This is a genomic window from Flavobacterium sp. HJJ (assembly GCF_015351475.1).
In the GTDB taxonomy this organism is placed as follows: domain Bacteria; phylum Bacteroidota; class Bacteroidia; order Flavobacteriales; family Flavobacteriaceae; genus Flavobacterium; species Flavobacterium marginilacus.
The window spans coordinates 1-21,784 of sequence record NZ_JADKPR010000004.1 but is presented as its reverse complement, the minus strand read 5'-3'; the positions used below and the strand labels follow the sequence as shown (position 1 = coordinate 21,784).

General features: G+C 33.6%; 20 protein-coding genes. 11 read left to right on the top strand and 9 right to left on the bottom strand.

What is annotated here, in order from left to right; all coding sequences use genetic code 11:
* The first annotated feature begins 12 nt into the window (after positions 1–12).
* From IRZ80_RS04505 to IRZ80_RS04475, 7 genes are all read left to right on the top strand, one after another.
* On the top strand, positions 13–1,383 hold the full coding sequence (locus IRZ80_RS04505; protein WP_194640376.1) for a glycine-rich domain-containing protein: 1,371 nt from the start codon (positions 13–15) through the stop codon (positions 1,381–1,383).
* A gap of 87 nt (positions 1,384–1,470) precedes the next feature.
* Positions 1,471–2,238 (top strand): cyclase family protein, encoded by a 768-nt coding sequence (locus IRZ80_RS04500; RefSeq protein ID WP_194640375.1) that lies wholly within the window; start codon positions 1,471–1,473, stop codon positions 2,236–2,238.
* 10 nt (positions 2,239–2,248) lie between these two features.
* A complete protein-coding gene (locus tag IRZ80_RS04495; RefSeq protein WP_194640374.1) occupies positions 2,249–3,301 on the top strand; it encodes a DUF4421 family protein in 1,053 nt (350 codons plus the stop codon).
* Between the two features lie 14 nt (positions 3,302–3,315).
* On the top strand, positions 3,316–3,726 hold the full coding sequence (locus IRZ80_RS04490) for a GNAT family N-acetyltransferase (RefSeq protein WP_194640373.1): 411 nt from the start codon (positions 3,316–3,318) through the stop codon (positions 3,724–3,726).
* Positions 3,723–4,073 (top strand): DUF4260 domain-containing protein, encoded by a 351-nt coding sequence (locus tag IRZ80_RS04485; protein ID WP_194640372.1) that lies wholly within the window; start codon positions 3,723–3,725, stop codon positions 4,071–4,073. Before IRZ80_RS04490 ends, IRZ80_RS04485 begins: the two co-directional genes overlap by 4 nt.
* A complete protein-coding gene (locus IRZ80_RS04480) occupies positions 4,074–4,442 on the top strand; it encodes an MmcQ/YjbR family DNA-binding protein (RefSeq protein ID WP_194640371.1) in 369 nt (122 codons plus the stop codon). It begins immediately after the preceding gene.
* Between the two features lie 84 nt (positions 4,443–4,526).
* The gene (locus IRZ80_RS04475; RefSeq protein WP_194640370.1) at positions 4,527–5,234 is read left to right on the top strand and encodes a PH domain-containing protein; all 708 of its coding nucleotides are present in this window, start codon (positions 4,527–4,529) and stop codon (positions 5,232–5,234) included.
* 82 nt (positions 5,235–5,316) lie between these two features.
* Here IRZ80_RS04475 and IRZ80_RS04470 read toward each other — a convergent pair whose 3' ends face one another.
* From IRZ80_RS04470 to IRZ80_RS04455, 4 genes are all read right to left on the bottom strand, one after another.
* Positions 5,317–6,417 carry a DUF4407 domain-containing protein gene (locus IRZ80_RS04470; protein WP_194640369.1) on the bottom strand — a complete coding sequence of 367 codons (1,101 nt, stop codon included), beginning with the start codon at positions 6,415–6,417 and terminating at the stop codon, positions 5,317–5,319.
* Positions 6,418–6,615: 198 nt separating this feature from the next.
* Positions 6,616–7,698: a phytase gene (locus IRZ80_RS04465; RefSeq protein ID WP_194640368.1), complete on the bottom strand. Its 1,083-nt coding sequence runs from the start codon at positions 7,696–7,698 to the stop codon at positions 6,616–6,618.
* Between the two features lie 29 nt (positions 7,699–7,727).
* Positions 7,728–8,996 carry a right-handed parallel beta-helix repeat-containing protein gene (locus IRZ80_RS04460; protein ID WP_228520805.1) on the bottom strand — a complete coding sequence of 423 codons (1,269 nt, stop codon included), beginning with the start codon at positions 8,994–8,996 and terminating at the stop codon, positions 7,728–7,730.
* A gap of 25 nt (positions 8,997–9,021) precedes the next feature.
* Positions 9,022–11,790: a TonB-dependent receptor gene (locus tag IRZ80_RS04455; protein WP_194640367.1), complete on the bottom strand. Its 2,769-nt coding sequence runs from the start codon at positions 11,788–11,790 to the stop codon at positions 9,022–9,024.
* 466 nt (positions 11,791–12,256) lie between these two features.
* Here IRZ80_RS04455 and IRZ80_RS21120 point away from each other — a divergent pair, with 466 nt between their 5' ends.
* From IRZ80_RS21120 to IRZ80_RS04440, 3 genes are read left to right on the top strand one after another with little or no spacing between them, the layout of a single operon-like run.
* The gene (locus IRZ80_RS21120) at positions 12,257–13,687 is read left to right on the top strand and encodes a M4 family metallopeptidase (RefSeq protein ID WP_194640366.1); all 1,431 of its coding nucleotides are present in this window, start codon (positions 12,257–12,259) and stop codon (positions 13,685–13,687) included.
* A complete protein-coding gene (locus tag IRZ80_RS21115; RefSeq protein ID WP_194640365.1) occupies positions 13,624–14,772 on the top strand; it encodes a M4 family metallopeptidase in 1,149 nt (382 codons plus the stop codon). The genes IRZ80_RS21120 and IRZ80_RS21115 overlap by 64 nt, the downstream gene beginning before the upstream one ends.
* A 23-nt stretch (positions 14,773–14,795) precedes the next feature.
* Positions 14,796–15,167: a DUF6970 domain-containing protein gene (locus IRZ80_RS04440; protein WP_194640364.1), complete on the top strand. Its 372-nt coding sequence runs from the start codon at positions 14,796–14,798 to the stop codon at positions 15,165–15,167.
* Between the two features lie 69 nt (positions 15,168–15,236).
* On the opposite strand, the gene pckA is transcribed toward IRZ80_RS04440, so the two are convergent.
* Together pckA and IRZ80_RS04430 are read right to left on the bottom strand one after the other, a co-directional pair.
* The gene (pckA, locus tag IRZ80_RS04435; protein WP_194640363.1) at positions 15,237–16,838 is read right to left on the bottom strand and encodes a phosphoenolpyruvate carboxykinase (ATP); all 1,602 of its coding nucleotides are present in this window, start codon (positions 16,836–16,838) and stop codon (positions 15,237–15,239) included.
* A gap of 65 nt (positions 16,839–16,903) precedes the next feature.
* Complete coding sequence (locus IRZ80_RS04430) at positions 16,904–17,305, bottom strand: DUF423 domain-containing protein (RefSeq protein ID WP_194640362.1); 402 nt, start codon at positions 17,303–17,305, stop codon at positions 16,904–16,906.
* 288 nt (positions 17,306–17,593) lie between these two features.
* On the opposite strand from IRZ80_RS04430, the gene IRZ80_RS04425 reads away from it, so the two are divergent.
* A complete protein-coding gene (locus IRZ80_RS04425) occupies positions 17,594–18,964 on the top strand; it encodes a saccharopine dehydrogenase family protein (protein ID WP_194640361.1) in 1,371 nt (456 codons plus the stop codon).
* 224 nt (positions 18,965–19,188) lie between these two features.
* Here the strand turns inward: IRZ80_RS04425 and IRZ80_RS04420 are convergent, their stop codons facing one another.
* The 3 genes from IRZ80_RS04420 to IRZ80_RS04410 are packed head-to-tail and all read right to left on the bottom strand — an operon-like array spanning position 19,189 to position 21,730.
* Positions 19,189–20,919 (bottom strand): M56 family metallopeptidase, encoded by a 1,731-nt coding sequence (locus tag IRZ80_RS04420; protein ID WP_194640360.1) that lies wholly within the window; start codon positions 20,917–20,919, stop codon positions 19,189–19,191.
* Positions 20,916–21,287 carry a BlaI/MecI/CopY family transcriptional regulator gene (locus IRZ80_RS04415; protein WP_194640359.1) on the bottom strand — a complete coding sequence of 124 codons (372 nt, stop codon included), beginning with the start codon at positions 21,285–21,287 and terminating at the stop codon, positions 20,916–20,918. The genes IRZ80_RS04420 and IRZ80_RS04415 overlap by 4 nt, the downstream gene beginning before the upstream one ends.
* Positions 21,288–21,304: 17 nt before the next feature.
* Positions 21,305–21,730: a hypothetical protein gene (locus IRZ80_RS04410; protein ID WP_194640358.1), complete on the bottom strand. Its 426-nt coding sequence runs from the start codon at positions 21,728–21,730 to the stop codon at positions 21,305–21,307.
* Between the last annotated feature and the right edge of the window lie 54 nt (positions 21,731–21,784).

Sequence of the window (21,784 nt, the reverse complement as noted above, 5' to 3'; positions counted from 1 at the left end):
AAAATAATAAAAATGGATAGCACCCTTTGGGCAAAAATTGAAGCCTATAATTTTGATTTTCCAATATCAGAATACGGTTTTTCTACAAGATTAGCTTATGAAAACAAATGGACAATTAATTATACCCAAAAAGCAATTTTGGAATATAAAAAATTTATGTTTTTGGCAGCTGCTTCAAATGTGATGGTTTCTCCCTCAGCTATTGTTGACATTGTGTGGCATCAGCATCTTGTTTTTACCCAATTGTATAATGAGTTTTGTGGTGTTTTGGGCAAGAGAATAGAACATATTCCATCTACGCATAATAGAGCAGAAAAAGAAAAATTTGCTCAGGCTAAGGAATCTACACAAGTGTTTTATGAGAGATCTTTTGGTAAACAGCCTGAAGAATTTTGGAATTATGATAATTTGTCTGATACATTTCTTTTAGATGAATCAAAGTATAGTTATAATCAATATCTTCAATTGAGCATCGGAATATTGATTGTACTGTTTTTGCCATTTTGCTATTTTATAAAGCCTGTTTATCTCAGAATAAACAATCCTTTTTTTGTAATCGGATATATCGGAATAATAATCTTCTCATTGCTTTTTTTAAACCAGTACAATAAAAACTTTTTAAATAACCTTTATACAAAATTGTCTTTTAATACCATATTTAGCAACTTAACACCAACGGAGTTAATCTATATGCAGACTGGAAAATTAGACAATGTAATTCATGGATATGTAAATCAGTTAATAGTTGATGAATTTGTATCTATTTCGGCTGATAAAAAGGTAAATATTTTAAAAAACAAAGAGGAGGATAATCCATTTGATAAAGCAATAATGGATGAGCTGAAAGCCTATAAAAATATTCAATATTTTTATATTTTGAATAAAATGAAGATGAAACCGGTTTTTATTCAGATAAAGAATTCTACAAATTATATTGATGAAATTATTTTGAACTCTAAACAATTTTCAAAATTATTAGTTTTGAACTGTGCTGTAATTTTTAGTTTGTTTTTAATTGGATGCTCACGGATGGCGATTGGTTTTCAAAGGGGGAAGCCAATACTTTTATTGGTTTTTATTTCGGTCATTTTAGTTTTTATCAGTTTTACATTTTTAAGAAGTTTAAGGAGCAAATTCACTAAATCGATAATTCCTGAAGTATATAAAAAGCTAGTACAATTATACCCGGAAAGAAATAATTTTAGTTCTTGGGATTGGCAGTATTTCTTATTAGGCAGTATTTATTTAGGCAGCTCATTTGCACCCATAATAAATGAAAGTAATAATAATAGCAGTTATGGAGATTCAAGCAGTTCGTCTTCCTGCGGATCAAGCTGTGGATCAAGCTGCGGAAGTTCCTGTGGAGGGTGCGGGGGAGATTAGGTGGAAGTTTTTAATTTTGTAATACAGTAAAATTACTTTGCGAACTTCTCGACTAAAGTAAAACATAAACCTTGCGGTTAAATAACTATGAAAGCATCAATCCAACATAACAATAATATGTTTAAAGTCGATTTATCAAAACCCATTGATATTTCAATTCCATTGACGAATACTGATGAAAATCCGATTGCCTGGTATTTAGAAAAACCCATAATTGAGCCTGTTGTTTTTGGCGATTGGATAGGTAAGGTTTCCGAAGGGAAATCATCGACCAATTTTAATAATATCTTTTTTAACCCCCATGGACACGGAACTCATACTGAATGTCTCGGTCATATTACACGGGATTTTTACAGCATTAATCAATGGCTGAAGCAGTTTTTCTTTTTGGCTGAATTGGTTTCGGTTGTGCCGGAAATGCAGGGAGAAGATTTGGTAATAACGAGAAATCAGATAAAGAAAGCATTAGGCGTTAAAACTCCCGAAGCAATAATTATCCGAACATTACCCAATTTCAAAATAAAAAAATCACTGAAATATTCGAATACCAATCCGCCTTATCTGGCAGAAGATGCAGCACATTTCATTCGCGAAAGCGGCATCAAACATTTGCTGATCGATTTGCCGAGTGTGGACAAAGAACATGACGAAGGGAAATTATTGGCACATAAAGCTTTTTGGAAAGTAAAAGATGTTAATGATTTAAATCCTGATGCGCGATTAGATTGTACGATAACTGAAATGATTTTTGTTCCTGATGAAATCGAAGACGGTAGTTATCTGTTGAATCTTCAAATCGCTTCTTTTGAAAATGATGCGAGTCCAAGCAAGCCTGTTTTATATTCTATTTTGTAAAATCTAAGGATTGAAAACACGGAAATATAGAAGTTGCCATAACCAATATTTGCTTAAAATAGCATTGTTTTTTGCTATTTTGCTTTTAGGAAACGGGACTGTTTTTGGTCAAAAAAAAGAACGAGACAGTTCTAAATTTGTGTTTTATCCCGATGAGATTTTGATTAGAACTAATCTTAGTACGCAAACTGACTCACAAATTTTGGAAGACAAAAATGGTGGCAATCTGGATTTGGAAACCAATAATAATTACAAAGTGTTTTTATCTGCAGATTATAAATTTATAGGTTTTAGTTACGGATTTTATCCTCAGTTTATAGGAGGAAATAAAGATGAAGATGTAAAAGGAAAATCTAAATTTTCAGAATATAATTTTCGTTTTTTTCTTGGAAAATGGCTTCAGACGGTTGATTACAGCAGGATCAAAGGATATTATATCGCAAACACTCAGGATTTTTTACCAGATTGGAAACCTGATATTGCCCCTTATATTCAATTTCCAGATTTAAAAATAACCAAATACGGAATGTCAACATCGTATATTTTCAATCCCAATTTTTCATTAAAAAGCATCACATCGTTTACTGAGTGGCAAAAAGAAAGTGCAGGAAGTTTTATCCCAACACTAATATATGATTATAAAAAGATTTCTTTGGAAACTGATATTTTAAAGACGTATCAAAATGAATATGATGTAAGTGTGGGGATTGGTTATTTTTATAATTTTATTATTCATAAAAAGTTTTATGTGGCGCCTAATTTAACAACAGCTCTTGGAGTAAAATTCCTGAATTCTACAACAGATGAATTAGGAATTCAAAAAAAAGAAAAGCATGATTATTTTTTGACCACTCTTACTGGCGGGCTAAGACTTGGATATAATTCGGATCGAATTCTATTTGGAGTCAACTTTAATTTCAATTCCAGTTTTTATAATGAAAGTAAAAACCAGGTTGTTTCAAATGGTGGTTCGTTTGGATTGTTGTATTTTGGTTACCGATTTGATGCGCCAAAATTTATCAGCAAGCCAGTGAATAAAATCGGTTATAAATTAAGACTTTAATTTTTATTTAAAATATGGACAGTAAGATTTACGTTTCTACAGATAAACAACAATTAAATGTTCCTTTTATCCAGGATTTTTTGAAAGATATTTATTGGGCTGCGGGAAGAACCATTGATGAAGTTCAAAAAACAATTGATAGTTCGATTTGTTTTGGGATTTATAAGGACGATGTCCAATTTGGTTTTGCGAGGGTTATCACTGATTATGTCGTTTTTGCTTATGTAATGGATGTTTTTATAGCCGAAGAACACAGAGGAAAAGGATATTCTTCGATTTTAATTGACGCTATGATGAAAGAACCGCAATTGCAGGAAGTAAAAATATGGCGTCTGGCTACATCTGATGCTCATTTTTTATATGAGAAATTTGGTTTTAAGGCCTTGGCGCACCCAGAAAAAATGATGGAAAAAATAGTATCATGAAAACAGTTATCAAACTCGAAGAATTAGGATTGTTTGTACTCGGTATTTACTTTTTTAACCAATTGAACTATGCTTGGTGGTGGTTCTTGGTTTTAATTTTAGTACCTGATTTTTCTATGATAGGTTATCTCTTTGGAGATAGAATTGGCGCATTTTGTTATAATTTAGCCCATCACAGAGGCATAGCGATTGTTTTTTATCTTGTCGGTATTTTTTGTTCCAATGAAACGGTTGAGCTTATTGGTGTTATTTTATTTGCGCATTCGTCTATGGACAGGATGTTTGGTTATGGATTAAAATATGAAACAGGTTTTAAATATACCCACTTGGGTGAAATTGGAAAATAAATGAACTTAGAAACGTATTACGAATATTGTCTTTCCAAGAAAGGAGTTACGGAACATTTCCCTTTTGATGAAGATACTTTGGTATTTAAAGTAGGCGGAAAGATGTTTGCTCTATCATCTTTATTGCAGTGGGAAAAAGGAAATCCGCATATGAATCTGAAATGTGATCCTGAGCGTGCACAAGAACTGCGTGCCGAATATGATGCCATACAGCCCGGTTTTCATATGAGCAAAGTGCATTGGAACACAATTAGCGTAAATCAAGATGTTCCGAATGCACTGCTGAAAGAATTAATTGATCATTCCTATGAATTGGTTTTTAAAAGTTTAACGAAGAAAATTCAAACTGAAATTATTGACCTAGAGTAAAATATTTTACAGAATAGCAGAAGCAATTAGAAAAATAGACATTACTTTTGTTCAAAAACATCAGACACTTTCAAATAAAATACTATGATTGATAATCTTAAAAAGTTCCTTAACGAAGAACAAGATCCAAAAGCCATCGAAAAAATTACTTCAAAACTGAATGATTTATTGATGAAAAATGAAGAAGTAGGGTATATCGCCGTTCAGAAAAAACCAGCTATTACTGTTTTTCCGGATAGTATTGTGGTGACCAATAAAAGAATTATTATTTGTCAGCCTAAAAATATGGGGCTTTCAATGAATTTTACCGATTTTACCTGGGACGAAATTGAAGGCACGTTTATGAAAGAAAATATTTTAGGTTCTGAATTTTCATTTTCGACCAAAACACAGGTTCAGGTTTCTATCGATTATATTCCTAAAATTCAAGCTAGAAAAATTGCTACGTTTGCCAAAGAACAATTGGATATTTTGAAAAACGGAACAGCAGCTCCTGTAGCGGCATCAGTAATTAACGAAGAAAATGTTCCAGAATTGATTCAGGAATCGGAGCTGATTGAAGAAATGGAAACGGAAGAAGTAACTGATTTTGCCGAAATTATGCCGGTTGTTTCTAATCAAGCCGAACCTTTTGCTGAAAGTTCAGCTGCTTCTAGAGAGAAAATTAACAGCGGATTATCGCAGGACGAACTTTTTGCAAAATTGCAGAATTATAAAAAACTCCTTGATAACGGATTGATTATGCAGGGTGAATATGATGCTTTCAAAAAAGAGATTTTGAGCCAGATGTAATTTATAGCCGAAAGTCATAATGTTGAAAGTCTTAAAGTCAGAAGTTAATTTCTTTTGACTTTAAGACTTTTGTCTTTAGAATCTATAAAGTTTTTATTTGCTTTTCAACAAAATTATTGGATTGCTGTTCCAGTAATTCCGTTGCGTTTTTTCGCTGCAGATCGTATAGTTTCTTATCCTCAGCGATATCTGCATATACTTTATCGTGCATCGAGGCACTGGTTTTTATCAGCAATTCACGTTGGTATTTGTCCTGTTCGATTGTAGCTTTGAGCGCAGTTTCTAAATCTTCCAGTTTATAATCGTATTCCCCTTTTGGAGATAATAACTTTGCAATAATTGGTGAAGTTTCAATAGCAAGGAACAACAGCATTATAAAAAATGAAGGCAGCCAAGGCAGTTTATTCAAAGCGTTAATCCGCGCCATCAAACCGTCAAATCCGTCAATAACTGGCTGTGTCTCGGTGACTTTTTTGTCTAAATCTGTCTGCAGTGTTTTGGTGCTTTTTTCCAGAACAGCGATTTTGGCTAAATTGTTTTTTTGAATGGTATCTAATTCTTTTTTTGCTAAATCGTGTTTCGCTATTTTTTCTTTAAACACGGGACCTTTGCCCATTAATTTTGTTCCTGCAGTTCCTTCGGCTTCTTGAATATAAGTCTGATAAAGCGTATTTACCTCTTTTTCTTTATTGGCTATTTCGGTTTTTAGGTTTTTGATTTCGTTTTTGTTTTTGTCCAAATCCGATTTGAAATAACTGCTGACTTCTTTTTTATTATTCAAAGCCATTGCGTTTTTTTCTTTCAGTAAAACCGTATTGATTTCTTTTTCGAAAATTTTAATTTCCAAAGGTTTTGAAATTACGATTGCAATGATAATGGCCAAAAGAATTCGAGGAGTCGCTTGCAGAAATTCACTAGAAAAATTGTTTCTTTTTCGAATGGTGGAAACAATAAAACGATCCAGATTAAAAATAAGTAAGGCCCAAACGAATCCAAAAAGAAGTGCAGGAATAACATTATCGAAGACAGTAAAAAGGGCATAAGCACTGGCTATGAAAGCCATAACTGCAGTAAAAAAAACGGTAGCACCAATACCAACATATTTGGTTTGTTCGCCTTCGGAGCACCCTTCCAGCAGCGGTTTGTCTGCGCCTGAACACAGGATAAAAAATTGTTTTAACATGATTGATTGATTTTTGATTGATAAATTTGATTGGTACAAATTTAAGGTCAAAAATCCATATGTTTTTCAATTCGCTAATTTCTTTTGTGTTAAAAGTATTTAAATCAGCAAATTATTACTGCCAATAAGGTAAAAAAGAACTAATGTCAATTTTTATTGGCAGTAATATATTGAATAGAAAAATTCGGCTGCAATAAATTACTTTATTTTTAAATTTTTACCAGCGATATCTTCCCAACGGTAAAAATGAAATGTTTTATCGGTACTCATTGCTACAAACAAACCATGTTTAAAGTTCGAATTTAAAGGGATGCTGGTTATTTCGGAACCATCGCTTTCTGTGGCTGAAACATTTATCGTCTTTAAATATTTGTGCTCAAATGGATTGTTTTTTGTGCCTTCACGGCTAAAAATCTGGAAACGGTTAGCCCCTTGGTCTGATACTAAAATATAGCCTGTGGTATCAGTAAGTTTATAAATAGAAATACCTTCGTGGTCTTCGGCAAAACCTGTTGTGCCAAATAAGGATAATTGTTCGTCTCCTTTGGCTGGATCTGCATAATACTGGCGTACACCAAATTGCTCATCAGAATAGTAAACATATCCTAACTCATTATCAACAGCAATTGACTCTATTTCTTTTTTACCGCTGTATTCTCCAAATTTACGAACTAAAGTGGCTTTTACTTTTCCATTACCGTTGTCCTCTAATAAATATTGATAAAGATAACCGCCCGTTTTAGGTCCGGTTTTGCGGCCGACAATAGCATATATTTTTGCATCTTTTGAAGTATAAACAGCTATACCCATTGGAGCATTGTAATCTGCTTCGGTTTCGTTTTCAAATACTTTGATTCCTCCGTTGTCAACAGGTTTCATGTCCGGAATTGAAAAAAATCTAAGATCCTGACCTAATCTTTCTGTCGTAATGGCAACATCTGTTGGTTTTCCGTTAAGCACCAATCCGTAAGCAATATCTACATTATTGGGTCTTTTTAGATTTTTCACAGTCTTGTCTTTTAGTATTTTCCCTTGCAGGTCAAATACATAAAGTCCTCCATCTTTTTCTTTATCAGTTCCAATAACCAGACTTTTTGAAACATCAGCTTTATTAATCCAGATTGCAGGATCGTCACTGTCAAATTGTACGGGTTCAGAAATAAAAACTGGTTTTACTACATTTTTGGATGCGGTTTTGGTATTTTTTTTATCGTTTTGACAGCTGAAAGACAGCACTGCAAGCGTAAATAAACTTATAGAAAGTATTATTTTTTTGACCATTTTGAGGTATTGATTTAATTGTTTTTGATTTATTTAGCCACGCCATAAGCACCAATAAAAGCAGCTGGCGCCGGAGAAGCATATGCCAATCCGTTGCTAAAAGTGATAGGATTATTAAAATGTCTAACAAAATTAGTAGTTCCTTTACCAAGAGCAATAGAATTTGATTTTAAATGAAAATCCCAAGAAGTATTAAAATCAGGACTGCTTACAGGGTTGTTTAAAGGATAATTTACAAAACCTGGGTCGTTTTGGCCTGCAGCTGTTCCTTTCACTTCGTTTGTGCCGCCAATAACATCTTTAGAGGGCTGAAATTGATTAACAGTTGTCTGATCATAGCCATAATAAAGGTTATTACTAATTGTAGATCGGGCATCTTCCAAGCTTTTAGTATCTCTCTTAATACCAAAACGGGTATTGGCAAATAAATTATTATAGATGTGGGCTACTACAGCATTTTCGACCCAAATTGATCCTCCTTTTGCTGTTGGTCTGCGCCAGCCGGTATTTACAAAAGTGTTGTTATAAGCAACAATATCGGCTTGTGGATTTCTAAGTCCTGCATTAGATAATTTAAAAGCATTTGTATTGGCACTATAAATTAAATTGTAAGCGGCATCGACTAAACAGCCTGATTTGAAATTCATCGCCTCACCGCCAGATACGCCTGTAGTGTAGAAAATATTATTCGAAAAAATAATATTTCCGCCTTCGATATAAGTACAGTCTTCTTGAAAATTTCTAATAATAGAATTGGTTACTACCAATTTTCCGTTTACGTTAGAAAACCATAAAGCGGGTAAGTTTTCGCCGGCAACTGCTTTGTATAAACCTAATTTTACTGATGTTGAAGCATCTGAAGTTGTGCTTCCTCCATATTCTAAAATAGTGTGATCCAGAATGAGTTCGGCGCAGGTTTTAGCTGCCAAAATTCCGCCCCATTTTTTACCAAATTTATTCTCTTCGGTTCTGTCTTTTTCCGCTATGGTAAATTTCACAGGATTATCTGCGGTTCCTAATGAGTATAAATTACCTTTTACAATAAATTCGGTCTTTGCCACAGGATCCATAATTACGGTAACACCTTCTTCTATGGTCAGTGATTTTCCTTCGGGAATAATTACGTCACCTGTAATGTTGTGTGTAGTTCCTTTTTGCCAGATTCCTGAGATTTCACCCGAAGAAACTCCTCCATCTACATCAGTATATACGTCGCTATTCGCTTTTTCGCAGCCAGCAACAGTTATTATAATGATTAATAAAAGAGCAGCGTTAAGATTTTTAAAGATTGTTTTCATCTGTATGTGTTTTCTTTGGGATTAACTAATATTTGTAACGTACGCCAATGAGGTAACTCTGACCATAATAATCGTCTCTTATCAGTGTTCTGCCATTGTATTCTAAATTACTTTCAGCAATGTTTGTGTTTGCTGCGTTCGTGCCTTTTAAGAATAACTTGTGCGGCGTGTTTAGGATATTATTTGCTTTTAGGTAAATGCTAAACTTTGATTTAAATCGTTTTTCGACCGAAGCATCCATTTGCACAAATCCTTCCTGCCATAAATCATTATTAACAAATTGAGAAACAGTATTGATGCGAGGACCTGTATATGAAACAGAAAGCTGTGCATCCCAGCCTTTTTTGCTGTCATTATAAAGTATAGCGGCGTTGGCAATGTGTGCCGATTGACCATAAAGAGGTCTAGTCTGCATTACCGATATTTTTTGTAAGTTTCCGTTAGCGTCTAATACTTTTTGGTCTTTTGGAGTGGTAATTTTAGAGTCGGTATAGGTATAGTTTACTTTGACGCCTATTTTGTTGAAATAGGTGATATAATCTAATTCGATTCCGAAGTTTTTTGCGGTACCAAAGTTGCCTGGGCTGTAATAGGTGTCCTGCCCGCGGGTGGCATCTGCCAAAAAGGTATATTCGATAGGATCTTTAATGTTTTTATAAAAAGTGCCTAAAAATAATTGTGATCCGGCTTTTGGGAAAAACTCATATCTAAAATCATAATTATCAGCAACAGCAGGTTTTAAATCGGGATTACCTCTTTCCTGATATTCTTCGTTAACGACTTTGCTAGGTACAATTTCATAAAATCCAGGTCGGTTAAGCGAACGGAAATAAGAAGCATGCAATTGTTGTTTATTGCTTAGGAAATATTTTAAAGTTAAGCTGGGCAGGGTGTAGGTGTAAACCTGGTTTCCTATTGGTCTAGGCTCTCCGGCAGGAAAAAGCAGATTATAACCTTGGTCGGTATTCTCAATACGAACACCTCCTATTGCCTGCCATTTGTCTGTTTTATAATTAAACATTCCGTAACCGGCAGCTGTTTTTTCACTTGCATCGTAAGTCAAAGAGTTACTTACTGCTCCGGTTGGATTGCTTACTACTAAATCCAATTGCGTATAATCCGTAAAATCTACTCCATAAGCCGCATTTGGATTTGTTGGAGCCAAAGTATAATTATTGTAAAAACTGCTTCGCTGTTTATCTCTGTAAAGACCTCCAGCCGAAAAATCGATATTGCCGTCAAATAAAGGCAGCGTATATGTTAAATCTAAATATCCCGCTAAATCCTCGTCCGTATTGCGCTCCCAGCGATGCGTGATTGGGTTAATAGCCAGTTTTGTACGGGTACTAACATAATTTTTCTCTTCGCCGTTAACATTAATATTGGTATTGTCTGGAACTTGATTACTGGCAAAAGAGTAAGCTGCCGACCAATGAATTTTAAATTTATCGTTCAATAAGGTATTATTTCCCTGTAAAGTGTTGTTGTAAATCTGCTGCTTGGTAAAACGTGTACGTGTGGAGTAAAGCAATTTTGCATTACCTGTTTCTGGGTGATACTCGGAGGTATAATCGGTAGTAAGCGTATTTCTAGTCTGAATATTATCTAGATTCAAGAACACACTGTACAAACTAATTTTGTTAGACGAATTGAACTGGTAATCTGCCTTTCCCTGTACCCCGTATCTTTTTTGCTGTTCCGAATATTCACGGTAATTTTTACTGACAATGCTGGCAAATTCATCTGTACCAATAAGCTGGGTATTGTAAAGCGTAGAGTTACTGCCTCTATAAGAATTTTGAAAACTGCCCGCAATCAGCACGCCAAATTTGTTGTCAAAAAATCGTTTCCCTAATGAGATATTAGATAAAAAATTGGGTGCAGGATTGGAGTATTTGTAAGCTAATGTTCCTTTTGGAAAATCTTGTGAAGCAGCTTCGTAGCTCTTAGGATTTAATTCATACGGAGATTTTTTGTTAATCTCATCATATCCGTAACTCATAAATTTCCTGTCAAAAAACATCTGGCTGTAACCTCCAGAAATAGTAGCACTGAAAAGCGGTTTAGAAGCCGGCGCATCTTTCATTACCATATTTACGGCACCGCCTATCGCATCACCTTCCATATTTGGCGTTAATGTTTTATAAATTTCTAATCGGTCCAGTAAGTCAGAAGGAAAAATGTCTAAAGGAACATAACGGTATTTATTATCAGGACTTGGAATTTTCACGCCATTAATCAGCGTGTAGTTGTATCGTTTGTCCATTCCTCTAATAATAGCATATTGTCCGTCTCCATTACTGTTCCTTTCTATAGACACACCCGAAACGCGCTGAATTACGTTGGCTACAGTAAGATCTGGGGATATCTCTATTGCTTTGCCAGATACAATATTGATAACTTGGCTGTATTCTTTTTCTAATCTTCGGGCTGTATGTTCTTCACTGGCACCGCCTTTACTGTCTACGATGACTTCTCGCAATGATTTAGTTTCAGCTTGCAGGTAAAATTTTAAATCCTGAGAAGTTTCTTTATCAATTGTAATTTCTTTCGAAATACTTAGATAACTGGCATAACTGATTTTTATGGTATAAGTTCCAGATGATAATTCGTTAAGTTTAAATGAACCATCAAGTCCGGTAATGTCATTATGTTTGCTGTTTGTCAGCGAAATCGAAACGCCGGCCAAAGGCTCTCCTGTTTCCGAATCGTAAACATTACCTTTAATAGTCGATGCTTTTGCGGTTACAGTAAGAAAAAAAGAAAATGTAAAAAGAAGTATAAATTTTTTCATGTAATTAATTTTTTGCAAATGTAAAAGCGCGATGTTAAGCCAATGCAACCTAATAGTTAAACATAGTCTATTGTTAAACTGAATTTATCTGCAGGAATATTACACTAAAATTTATTGATATTAGAGCTTAAATTGTTAGGAGTGAATGATATATTATTGATGTTATTTTGATGAATTTTGAAAGAGCATATATATATATTTTTATCAGGGTATAAAAAAAGCTGTTCGATAACAGCCTTTTAATTTTGAATTAGTAATCTTCCTTTATTTGGTAATTGGTGCGCCTGCTAATATTTCAGCATTGGCAAATTCTTTAAAATGCATATATTAAATAAGAGAATATAAATTTATGAAAGAAAATATTGCATCATTCGTTGTGTTTATTGCATCGTTTGTTGTTTTTTTCTTATAATTTAAAAGGTATGTTTGTGTAAATCATTTACAAATTTTATTTTTTTAATCTGTTATGAAGAAAGTTATACTATTTCTTATTGTCACACTATTTTTTAGCGACATGAATTATGCACAAGTAAAAGACGAGGAGATTTCTGTTAAAAATTCTAAAGGAAAGGCGGAATATATTAAATTTAAGGTAACAAGAATTAATTCAGATGAAAAATCGGTTAAAGATTTTTTTAAAAAACAATTTGACTTAAAAAACGATGATGACTTTAAATTAGAACCAAAGCATAATCTAACTCAAAATAATTTAGAGTCAAAAAAATATCAACAATTTTATAAGGGAATCAAAGTTGAATATGCCATAAAGAGTATAGTTTCAGAAAATGGTAATTTAAAAACAATAACGGGTAAACACATTGCTATTTCAAATATGGATATAACTCCTAAATTAAGTGAAAATGAAGCATTATTAATCGTATTGACAAATATTGGTGCAAAAAGTTATATGTGGCAAGATAAAGAAAGTGAAAAATTAATAAAAAAAGAGCAAAATAATGAAAAAGCTACGTATTATCCGAAAGCGGAGTTAGTAATCATTGAAAAGGATTTATTTGAAGAAAATTCAACACCCGTTTTGGCATACAAATTTAATATTTTGGCAAGTTATCCTTATGATTCACTTGAAGTTTATATTGATGCTCAATCTGGAGATATCATTTATAAACGCTCTCAAATTGAAAAAATAATGGGTATTGCAGATACAAAGTATAGCGGAAATAGAACTATTGAAACCCAACAGGTCTCAATTAGTCAATATAAATTAAGAGATTATTCACGTGGACTCGGTATTGAGACCTTCAATATGAACAATACTGGAAATTATGCTGGTGCTATAGACTTTCTTGATAATGATAATAATTGGTCTACAGCAGAATTCAATAACGCCAACAAAGATAATGCTGCACTAGATGCTCATTGGGGAGCTGGAAAAGAGTATGATTATTTTTTTCAAATACACAACAGAAACAGTATAGATAATCAAGGTTTTAAATTGAAAAATTATGTTCACGCTAATTTGCCACAAATAAATCCAACTTATTTTACAAATAATGATAACGCTTTTTGGGACGGACAAAGAATGACTTATGGCGATGGAACATATATTTTTTCTCCATTAACTTCGATGGATGTTGTTGGCCACGAAATTGCACACGGATTATGTGCCAAAACAGCAGGTTTAATTAAAGAAGGTGAATCTGGGGCTATAAATGAAGGATTGAGTGATATATGGGGAGCTATGATTGAATATTATGCCGATCCAAACAAGCAAACATATTTAATTGGTGAGGAAATAAAAATTGGTGGTGGTGCTTTGCGTTCTATGAGTAACCCGAAAACTTTTTATCAACCGGATACTTACAATGGTACATATTGGTACATATTGGTACATATTGGTACAGTGATGGCGACGCACATACCAACAGTGGTGTTTTGAATCATTGGTTTTATATACTGGCCGAAGGAAAAGCAGGAACAAATGATATTGGAAACTTTTATAATGTTGTTGGCATAAGCAAAGAAAAAGCTGCTAAAATAGTTTACAGAGCCGAAACCGTATATTTCAATGCTACTACGAATTATTTACAAGCAAGAAATTATACTATTCAAGCCGCAGAAGATTTATATGGTTCTAACTCTATTGAATCAATAACGGTAGCAAAAGCTTGGTATGCAGTTGGTGTTGGTTCAAATGCGACAATTAATTATAATTTGAATGGTAGTTATGTACTTTGCTATGAAAATACAGTAACTTACTCTCTGGCTGCTCCCCTGCCTCCTCTGGGTAGTGTACCAGTTTGGTCAACTTCTAGCAATTTTACCATAATTTCTTCTAACAATTCAAGTATAACTGTCAAGTCATCAAACACAGATGGCTCAGGTTTCATTAAAGCAACTTTTTCAGACGGAAGTATTGCAAATAAGGAGGTTTGGGTTGGCAAATTCAACTCAGGTTCATTAACAGGTACTTCAGCTGTATGTAGATCAGTTGCTTATTATTATGCTAACGTTCCAGGCGGACATAAAGCAGGATATACGTATCGATGGACTATGCCAAACGCAAACTGGCAAATATTTTCACAACAAGATAATAGAATATATGCAGGTCCATCTGGTCCGGCTGGAACAAATACGGCAGGACAAATGCTTGCTGAAGTAAATAACGGTTGCGGATGGTCTGTAATAGGAGGGATAATTGTCTATCCTAATTCCAGCTGTACTATTGGATATTCCTATATAATTTATCCTAATCCAATCAATAGTTCTAATTCTTTAACAGTAGAAAAAATAAATACTAATGCTGAATCGAATCTAAGCGAAAACACTTTTAAAACAAATGCAATTACAGAAACAGAAATTTTTGAAGTTGAAATAAAAGATTTAACCGGAAATACCCGAATACCTAAGAAAACTATAAAAAACAAATCTCAACTAGATATTTCTGCTCTGCAAAAAGGGGTGTACCTTTTATTGATAAACAATAAAGGAGAAGTTTCACAACAAAAAATCATAATAAACTAAATTATTAACGTATAAAAAATAAAATGAGAAAGCTAATAATATTATTTTTTATTGCTACACTGCTAACAAAATGCAGTAATGACAGTAAAAATTTAGAAAATTCAAATCAATGTAAATATCCAGAATGTTTTACTCCTTCAATTAATGTGATATTGAAAAGACCCGTTGAAAATCCTAGGGCTAGCATAAAAAAATATTTATATAATGGGCAAAATGTTTATATTGTAGATGATCAATTTGCAAGTATGGGTAATGATATTCCTTTGGGTTTAGTTAGAAACGAAAACTGCGAAACTGTATGTGATTTTGGTGGAGGCATAGCCGGTACTAAAAGCACTTGTTTAAATTGGGATAAGGCGGTATTTATAGAAACTGTTTGGACTGACCCAAGATAAGAGCAAAGAAACAAAATGAGGTCGTCTATACTTTTAGACAGCCTCATTTAGTATTGAATTAAAAATTAACTATGCAATCGGTGCGCCTGCTAATATTTCAGCATTGGCAAATGCTGCAAATTTTGCAAAATTAGCTTCGAATTTATGAGCCAATTCAACAGCTTTTGTATCGTATAAATCTGTATTCTCCCAAGTATTTCTTGGATTTAGGATTTCGTTTGGAACATTTGGGCAAGACTGAGGAACTGCGATTCCAAATACGTCATGGTTCATAAATTCTACAGAATCTAATTCCCCTTTCAAAGCGGCCGTAATCATGGCACGGGTATATTTCAGTTTCATTCGGCTTCCGGTTCCATAAGGTCCGCCAGTCCAGCCTGTGTTGATCAGCCACACTTTTACATTAGCGTCTTTCATTTTTTGACTCAGCATTTCAGCATATTTTGTTGGATGCAAAGGCATAAAAGGTGCGCCAAAACAGGCTGAAAAATTAGGCTGAGGTTCCGTTACTCCTGCTTCTGTTCCAGCTACTTTGGCGGTGTAGCCTGATATAAAATGATAAGCGGCCTGTCCAGCAGTCAGTTTTGAAATTGGAGGCAGAATGCCAAATGAATCAGCAGTTAGGAAAAAGATGTTTTTTGGATTTTTGCCAATAGATCCCGGCTGAATATTTTCGATATGCTCAATAGGATAGCTGACTCTAGTATTTTGTGTAATCGAAATATCCTCAAAATCAACTTCATTGGTGCCTGATTTGAAAACTACATTTTCTAGAATTGCTCCTTTTTTGATGGCTCTGAAAATATCCGGCTCATTTTCTTCGGTAAGATTGATTACTTTGGCATAACAGCCGCCTTCAAAATTGAAAACAGTATTTTCATTGGTCCATCCGTGTTCATCATCACCAATAAGTTTTCTGTCCGGATCTGCTGATAAAGTTGTTTTCCCTGTTCCTGATAATCCAAAGAATATTGCGGTATCACCATCTTCTCCAACATTAGCACTGCAGTGCATTGGAAGCGTGTTTTTGAACACAGGCAGGATAAAATTTAATGCTGAAAAGATTCCTTTTTTCATTTCGCCGGTATAGCCTGTTCCTCCAATCAGAGCAATCTTTTTTGTAAAATTTAGTATTGCAAAATTACCTTGTCGTGTTCCGTCAACTGCAGGATCAGCATGAAATCCGGGAGCACAGATTACTGTCCATTCGGGAGTGAAGTTTTCTAATTCGTCATTAGCCGGTCTCAAAAACATGTTGTGACAGAATAAATTTGCCCAAGCTCTTTCGGTAACTGCACGTACATTTAATCTGTAATTGGTGTCGGCGCAGACATAAGAATCTCTAACATAGATTTCTTTTCCGGATAAATAAGCTGTTACTTTTTTATAAAGTGCATCAAAAGCGCTTGGTTCAAAAGGAATGTTTATGTTTCCCCACCATACTTTATCCTCCGTAATGCTGTCTTTAACGATAAAACGATCTTGTGGAGAACGCCCGGTAAACTCCCCAGTATTAATTGCCAATGCTCCCGTATTGTTTTCGAGTCCCTGTCCTGATTTAATCGTAATATCATGTAACTCATTCGGGCTTAGCTGATACTGAACTGCAGCATTTTCAATTTCTAGTTCTTTTAACGAAATCGATTTCGTAAACAAAGCGTAGTTGTCCATAAAAATAAATTTTTTTGAGTGTGTTTTATTTCACTGCAAAAGTATAATTTATTTTTATAACTGCATTATAATTTATTTTTCTTTTTTAAAGGCTTAATTAAGTCAAATAACAAAACGAACCATGCAGAAATAAGAAATAATCCGCCGATAGGTGTTATGAAGCCAATTACCTTAAAGTCGATTGGCATCAATGAATTGGTGGCTAAAAGATAGATGGAACCTGAAAAAAATAAAACTCCCAGAATCGTCAGATTGAGGATGGTTTTTTTTAATTTTTGGTTAATTATAGAAGTTGTTCCAATAAACAATAAAAACAGAGCATGATACATTTGATACCTTACTCCAGTCTCAAATGTGGTAAGCTGTCCAACAGTGAGAACATTTTTTAGTCCGTGAGCACCAAAAGCACCCAATATTATCGCAATCATTCCAAAAACCGCTGCTGTAGAAATTATTTTCTTATCCATTTCTTTTTATTTAAAGTATGGCAAAAGTATTTCATATATTTTAAAATGACTGCATTTTTTATATGACTTTTGCAGTAGTTTTTAATATTTAAGCCCGATTGATTTTATTATCGTTTGATTTGAATGTTTTTAATTGAAATAAATAAAATGCCAAAATCATTTGTTATAAATGCAACAATAATATATATTTGTGTTATATTTTTGTAAAATCAGATGTTTTAAATAAAGATAAAAATATCTTATTTATCAAAATTGTAATGTCCGCTTTGGATTTTGAATTAAACAGCTATGAGAACAATTCTAATTATAGGAGCAGGAAGATCTGCTTCATCTTTGATTCAATACCTTTTAAACAAATCGGAAGAGGAGAAGCTGCATGTTATTATTGGGGATTTATCTTTGGCTTTAGCCCAAAAAAAGACTAATAATCATCCCAATGCAACTCCAATTGCTCTTGATATATTTGATGAAAACCAAAGGAGAAATGCTATTCAAAAAGCAGCTATTGTGATTTCGATGCTGCCGGCCCATCTGCATATAGAAGTAGCAAGGGATTGTATTGCGTATAAAAAGCACCTTGTTACTGCATCATATATTAGTGATGCCATGCAGGAATTAAATGAAGCGGCTAAAACTAATAATTTGATTTTCATGAATGAAATTGGACTCGATCCAGGAATTGATCACATGAGTGCGATGAAGACTATTGATGAGATAAGGGAAAAAGGTGGCAGAATACTTTTGTTTGAATCTTTCTGCGGCGGACTTGTAGCACCAGAATCTGATAATAATCTGTGGAATTATAAATTTACATGGGCGCCAAGAAATGTGGTGTTGGCAGGACAGGGCGGAGCTGCAAAATTTATTCAGGAAGGGGCGTATAAATACATTCCGTATGTGAATCTGTTTCGCAGAACCGAATTTCTTGAAGTGGAAGGTTATGGGAAATTTGAAGCGTATTCCAATAGAGATTCGCTTAAATACCGCAGTGTTTATGGTCTTGACGATGCGCTTACTTTGTATAGAGGAACCATTCGGAGAGTTGGTTTTTCCAAAGCCTGGAATATGTTTGTACAGCTGGGTATGACGGACGACAGCTATATTATGGAAGATTCGGAGAACATGAGTTATCGGCAGTTTGTGAATTCCTTCCTTCCTTATCATCCTACGGATTCGGTGGAAATAAAAATGCGGTTGATTCTGAAAATTGACCAGGACGATATTATGTGGGATAAACTGCTGGAACTGGATTTGTTTAACCCCAATAAAAAAGTGGGGATGAAAGATGCTACTCCTGCCCAGATTCTTGAAAAAATCCTCACCGACAGCTGGACTTTACAGCCTAAGGATAAAGATATGATTGTAATGTACCACAAATTCGGTTTTGTCCTCAACGGGGAAGAAAAGCAGATCGATTCCAAAATGGTCTGCATAGGCGAAGACCAGACTTATACAGCTATGGCAAAAACTGTTGGATTGCCGGTTGCAATGGCGACTCTGCTAATTTTGAATGGTAAAATCACTACTCCTGGAGTACAGCTTCCTATTAAGAAAGAAGTGTATCTTCCAATTTTGAAAGAACTGGAAGAATATGGTGTTGTGTTCCATGAACAGGCGAAGTCTTATGTGGGATATAATCCTGACAAGGTTTTTAATTAATTTTAGAGCCTGTTTAAGTTTTATTTATTGGCTCTCTTATTACGATTTTTGGCTACAACTTCGTTAAATTTTCATACAATAGCTCTGCTATTTTATAAAATTTGCCTAGTTTCACTCAAAAATCATCTAATAATAAATCTCAAAAATAAAATTTAAACAGGCTCTTAGATTTTTATTTTTTTAGGCAAACCGCATTAAGAAATGCGGTTTTTATTTTGAAATTATTAATCGGCGCTTTGAATAGTTATTGGTAAGCTGTATAATGTTCTAACCGGTTTGTTATTGATTTCTCCTGGATTCCAATTCGGACATAATTTTAAAACTCTAAGAGTTTCTTTCCATGTTCCATATCCAATATCTAATGTCACTTTTATATCCGATAATGAACCGTCTTTTTCTATTACAAATGTTGTATAAATTTTCCCTTTAAGTTTAGCTTCATCTGCTGTTTTTGGCAGTTTAAAATTCTCACCTATAAATTGATAAAACTTTTCAATTCCACCTGGAAACTCTGGTTCTTTGTCTACTTCAGGAAGGCTGTGTACTATTTCATCTTGTTTTTTTACTGAATCTGTTTTGTAAACAGGATTTTTTTTAAGATTCTCTTTGTTCTCTGGAATACTTATTTTTATAGTGCTTCCACCAAATTTTAGATGGCTGTTTTTTAGATTTTCATCAAAATATTTGGAAGTATATAAATGGAATTGAAAAGGCTGTGGAAACTTTGCTTTTCTAGCATTATTAAGAACATTACTTCCAGAATAATAGGCAAAATCGCCAGTTGAATAATTGTTTAATATTGAATTGGATATGTGTTTGTTATCAATCCAGATGGCATATTTTTTTGAGTTTTTAAAATCTTCAAGTTCTTTTTTTGTTGGAGATTTTTTTTCGAATGGTTTAATTAGTGTGGAAACTTCGTTCAGATATGTTTTCTTTTCTTCTAAAGTGAGTTCTTCATACATTTTGTCAATTTTTACTTTTCGCAATTTATCTGTAATAATTACCCGAACTCCTGCAAAATAAGAATCTCTATGTTTTTCCAGAGAATCTGCAGGTTTTTCTTTGCTATCCAAATTAGCTAAAATAGATTTTCCTTGAGCGATGGTTTCAATACATAAAAAGAGGATAATTCCAGAAAACAATGGTAGTAATGTCAACTTTTTTAAAGTAATTCTTGTTTTAGAAACGGTTTTTGTCATCATAATTAATCGTTTTTTGGTTATAGAATAGTTTAAATTACTGGCTAAATAAAAAGGTTGGTTCTCGTTTGCTTTCGATAGTAATAAATTTTGATAAAACGGGACGTTATCATGGGCGCATACTACTTTCTCATCGGCCAGAAATTCGTGATTAAGCTGTATTGCTTTTTTGTAGAAAATAAAAATTGGATTAAACCAAAACAGCGTTTTCAATATTTCAATAAATAAAACATCCAAAGTATGTTTTTGAGTTACGTGTATCAATTCGTGTGTATATAATTCAGCTTCAATTTTTCTATTTCGGTAATCGGTTTCGTTGATAAAGATGCTGTTCCAGAAAGTATGTGGCAAGGTTTTTTCCTTGAGTAAAACTAGTTTTGCATTTTTATAATCTATAATGGTGTTCGATTTTATTTTGGAATTTATTTTTAGAATGTTTCTCATAAAACGAAACAGCAATAACAGAGTGACCAAACTATATATGCTCCAAATTATAATTGCTGTGTAATTGACGGTTTCCGGCATGATTACTATTGCTGCTTCTCCAGTCATGACGGCATTCGTTTGCATTAATGTATCTGCAGATTTATCAATAACCTCAATAGTTACGAATGGAACTATAAAAGAAAATACAATGCCAAATAGCAAGTAAAACCTATTGAATTGGTTCATTTTTTCTTTTTCTAATACCAAATGATAAAAGATAAGAAGAGCCAGCAGGCTGATGGAAGATTTAATTAAAAAGGCTGTCATTTTTTCTTTTTTTGAATTTCACCATCAATAATTTTTCTGAGTTCCTCTAGTTCCGATGTAGATAAATTCGTTTCGGTAGTGAAGAAGGAAGCAAATTGTGAAGCCGAATTGTTAAAGAAATTACTAATCAATCCGTTGACGTGTTTGGAGAAATAATCTGTTTTTTTGACCAATGGATAATATTCGCGCGAATTACCAAATTCGTTGTAAGCAACAAATTTTTTATCAATCATTCTTTTTAACAATGTGGCAACAGTTGTTGTGGCTGGTTTTGGATCTGGGTGTGCTTCGAGCAAATCTTTCATGAATGCTTTTTCAAGCTTCCAGAGATGCTGCATTAATTGTTCTTCTGAGTTGGATAGCTGCATGGTTTATTTTTTAAGAGTTATTTTTTTACACTTTGTTCGGAGATTAATTCTCCTTTATTATACTTTTTGATTTCAGTTAATTTCCCTTTATCGGAATAGAATTGCCATTCTCCAAAATAAAACCAATGTGTTTCGACTGAATCAGTTTCAATTTTAGTTTTTCCTTTAGATTGAAGCTTTCCGTTTTCATGATAATATTTTACAATACAAACACCGTTTTTATATTTCTCCGTTTTATAAATTTTATTATTGATATAAGATTTCCACTTTTTTACTGGTATATCATTTTTATAATATTCGTAAGATTTGTAATGAAGATTATCTTCCGAATATTCTTGAATCCAAACACCTTCTTTTCTCTTATTAATCTTTTGATTAATTAAAGTGTTTTTACAGGCAGAAAATAAAACTCCGAATAAGAATATTACAAAAAGGTTTTTCATTTTTCAACTCTACATTTATAGATTTTACTCTACAAATGTAGAGTAAAATTTTTC

Coding starts and splice junctions, on each gene's coding strand:
- IRZ80_RS04500 (WP_194640375.1), top strand. CDS start 1,471: ATGAAAGCATCAATCCAACATAACAATAATATGTTTAAAGTCGATTTA.
- IRZ80_RS04440 (WP_194640364.1), top strand. CDS start 14,796: ATGAGAAAGCTAATAATATTATTTTTTATTGCTACACTGCTAACAAAA.
- IRZ80_RS04430 (WP_194640362.1), bottom strand. CDS start 17,305: ATGGATAAGAAAATAATTTCTACAGCAGCGGTTTTTGGAATGATTGCG.
- IRZ80_RS04505 (WP_194640376.1), top strand. CDS start 13: ATGGATAGCACCCTTTGGGCAAAAATTGAAGCCTATAATTTTGATTTT.
- IRZ80_RS04420 (WP_194640360.1), bottom strand. CDS start 20,919: ATGACAGCCTTTTTAATTAAATCTTCCATCAGCCTGCTGGCTCTTCTT.
- IRZ80_RS04490 (WP_194640373.1), top strand. CDS start 3,316: ATGGACAGTAAGATTTACGTTTCTACAGATAAACAACAATTAAATGTT.
- IRZ80_RS04425 (WP_194640361.1), top strand. CDS start 17,594: ATGAGAACAATTCTAATTATAGGAGCAGGAAGATCTGCTTCATCTTTG.
- IRZ80_RS04460 (WP_228520805.1), bottom strand. CDS start 8,996: ATGAAAACAATCTTTAAAAATCTTAACGCTGCTCTTTTATTAATCATT.
- IRZ80_RS04470 (WP_194640369.1), bottom strand. CDS start 6,417: ATGTTAAAACAATTTTTTATCCTGTGTTCAGGCGCAGACAAACCGCTG.
- pckA (WP_194640363.1), bottom strand. CDS start 16,838: ATGGACAACTACGCTTTGTTTACGAAATCGATTTCGTTAAAAGAACTA.
- IRZ80_RS04485 (WP_194640372.1), top strand. CDS start 3,723: ATGAAAACAGTTATCAAACTCGAAGAATTAGGATTGTTTGTACTCGGT.
- IRZ80_RS04410 (WP_194640358.1), bottom strand. CDS start 21,730: ATGAAAAACCTTTTTGTAATATTCTTATTCGGAGTTTTATTTTCTGCC.
- IRZ80_RS04480 (WP_194640371.1), top strand. CDS start 4,074: ATGAACTTAGAAACGTATTACGAATATTGTCTTTCCAAGAAAGGAGTT.
- IRZ80_RS21120 (WP_194640366.1), top strand. CDS start 12,257: ATGAAGAAAGTTATACTATTTCTTATTGTCACACTATTTTTTAGCGAC.
- IRZ80_RS04475 (WP_194640370.1), top strand. CDS start 4,527: ATGATTGATAATCTTAAAAAGTTCCTTAACGAAGAACAAGATCCAAAA.
- IRZ80_RS04415 (WP_194640359.1), bottom strand. CDS start 21,287: ATGCAGCTATCCAACTCAGAAGAACAATTAATGCAGCATCTCTGGAAG.
- IRZ80_RS04465 (WP_194640368.1), bottom strand. CDS start 7,698: ATGGTCAAAAAAATAATACTTTCTATAAGTTTATTTACGCTTGCAGTG.
- IRZ80_RS04455 (WP_194640367.1), bottom strand. CDS start 11,790: ATGAAAAAATTTATACTTCTTTTTACATTTTCTTTTTTTCTTACTGTA.